Raw genomic sequence first — 2,501 nt, 5'->3', positions numbered from 1 at the left:
AATATGCCAAGGTTGCCGCTGCTCATGCGCGCAGCGAGGCCGAGAAGGTTCGTCTGCCGCTTTCCCGCGCCCGCGAGAATGCGCAGCAGGTGGATTGGGCTGCCTACAAACCGACCAGGCCACAGTTCATCGGCACCAAGGTGTTCGAGGACTATGATCTGGCGGAGATCGCCAAGTATATCGACTGGACGCCGTTCTTCCAGACTTGGGAAATGCGCGGACGCTTCCCAGCAATCCTCGAAGATGAGAAGCAGGGCGAGGCGGCGCGTGCCCTCTGGGCCGATGCGCAGGCGATGCTAAAGAAGGTGATCGACGAGAGGTGGTTCCGGCCGCGCGCCGTCATCGGCTTCTGGCCGGCGAACAGCACCGGCGATGATATCCGTCTCTTTACGGATGAGGCGCGCGCCGGAGAGCTTGCGACCTTCTATACGCTCCGCCAGCAGCTTTCCAAGCGCGATGGCCGCCCGAACATCGCGCTGTCGGATTTCGTCGCGCCGGTTTCGAGCGGCGTCGGGGACTATGTCGGCGGCTTCGTGGTGACCGCGGGCATCGAGGAAATTGCGATCGCGGAGCGGTTCGAGCGCGCCAACGACGACTACTCCTCGATCCTCGTCAAGGCGATCGCCGACCGCTTCGCCGAGGCCTTCGCCGAGCGCATGCACGAACGGGTCCGGCGAGAATATTGGGGCTATGCCAAGGACGAGACGCTGACCAACGAGCAACTCATCACCGAGGAATATGCCGGCATCCGCCCCGCGCCGGGCTATCCGGCGCAGCCCGACCACACGGAAAAGGCGACGCTCTTCCGCCTGCTTGACGCCGAAAAGGCAACAGGCGTGAAGCTCACGGAAAGCTACGCAATGTGGCCCGGCTCTTCGGTCTCCGGCCTTTATATCGGCCACCCCGACAGCTACTATTTTGGCGTCGCCAAGGTGGAGCGCGATCAGGTCGAGGACTATGCGGCTCGAAAGGGCATGGAGATTTCCGAAGTGGAACGCTGGCTCGGGCCGGTGCTCAACTACGTGCCCCGCAAGGCTGCCGAGGAGATCGACGACGCGGCGTAGGCAATGCTTGGCGCGATGTTCAGAGATTGACACAAAAATGCGGGAAAGTGATTCACTTTCCGGATTTATCTATTTGAATCAGAAGATAAAAGTCTCGGTCACCGACACGCCGAGGCTGTCTCGTTACCGGTGCAATTTCGAGGATTTGGCTTTGAACGAGCCTAAGGGGCCCGGCGGATGAAACTGTAAGCGAATGTTCCCTCGCTGCCGGGCACTCTTGAGGGTCGGCCATTCGTCGACATTGACAATAGAAAAAGCGTCGGCGGTGCCGTGTGCGCGTGGACGCGGCAGCGTTTAACCAATCATAATGTTCAGCTGACATCAAAGAAATTCGCGGCGTCCGTGCCGGGTGAACTCGACGAGCCTCGCTACTCCTGATTCTGGAATTCGCCGAATGTGCGCTGAAATTCCAATGCGGTGGTTTGGGCCATGGTCTTTCCGATAGGTTCTAAATCCGAATTATACGTATAATCTGCGAAGGCGTTTAGACCTGAGCTCAGCTTACCCGATCGTCAGTTCCGCCACGAAATCATAAGCGTCCCCACGATAAAGCGAGCGGGTGAATTCGACCGCGCGCCCCGAGCCGAGATAGGAGATACGCTCGATCGATAGTCCGGCGGCGCCAACAGGAACACCAAGGAGATGGGCGTCGGCTTCCTTCATATTCGTGGCTGAGATGCGCTGCACCGCGCGGACCGGTCGAACCTGGCGCCGCTCGAGTTCGGCATAAAGAGATGTCGTCACCACGAAGGGGTCTGGCAGGAATTCGCCGGAGACACTGGCATTCTCGATTGCCAGAGGCTGGTCGTCGGCGATGCGCAGGCGGCTTAGCCGCGAGACTTTGACGTCGGCAGCCAGGCCGAGGTTCATCATCTCGTCGGGCGAAGGGGTGTGGATACCCTTGTGCAGCCACTCGGAGCGAGAGGTCATACCGCGGCGTGCCATATCCTCGGTGAAGGACGTGAGCTGGGACAGACGCTGTTCGACCTTCGAGACCGGCTTGGCCACAAACGTGCCGGAGCCGTGGCGACGTACGAGCAGGCCGTCCGCGACGAGTTCGTCTATCGCCTTGCGAACAGTGACCCTGCTGACGGTCGCGAATTCCGCGATGTCGCGCTCCGGCGGCAAGGCGTCGCCGTGGCCGAGCGTACCGGCGCGGATGGCCTCTTCAAGGGTGCGGCGCAGCTTGACATAGAGCGGGCCGCTGCCGCCGGCTTGAAGGCGCTCGGGGGAAAGGATGCTGGCGAAATCATCCGTCATGCCGCACCCTTCTGTCGCCCTGAAGAAATTTTACTGCGAGATCGATCGCACCCTGGAGGACGTCGCCTTTTGGCTCTGTGAGTAGTGCTTTGTGCCGCCCGGCAAGCCAAGGTTCATAGGGCCTTGCGAGGCTACCGAGCAGGCCGATCGTCGGGCATTGTGTCCTGCGGAGGGCGT

The 2,501-nt window shown here is 60.9% G+C and carries 2 protein-coding genes and 1 pseudogene; 1 reads left to right on the top strand and 2 read right to left on the bottom strand.

From position 1 onward, the window contains the following. Nucleotides 1–1,064 (top strand): vitamin B12 dependent-methionine synthase activation domain-containing protein (locus C9413_RS30985; protein WP_281408697.1); only part of this gene is annotated, 1,064 nt, incomplete at its 5' end. A gap of 501 nt (nucleotides 1,065–1,565) precedes the next feature. On the opposite strand, the gene C9413_RS30980 is transcribed toward C9413_RS30985, so the two are convergent. Next, nucleotides 1,566–2,324, bottom strand: a complete 759-nt coding sequence (locus C9413_RS30980) for a GntR family transcriptional regulator (protein ID WP_039845399.1) — start codon at nucleotides 2,322–2,324, stop codon at nucleotides 1,566–1,568. Then, nucleotides 2,314–2,501: pseudogene (locus C9413_RS32910) on the bottom strand (N-acetylglucosamine kinase); the annotation flags it as partial. The gene C9413_RS30980 and the pseudogene C9413_RS32910, both read right to left, overlap by 11 nt.

The sequence above is a fragment of the Rhizobium sp. SEMIA 4085 genome, assembly GCF_013004495.1.
GTDB lineage: Bacteria > Pseudomonadota > Alphaproteobacteria > Rhizobiales > Rhizobiaceae > Rhizobium > Rhizobium gallicum.
This window is presented reverse-complemented; position numbering and strand designations above follow the sequence as displayed.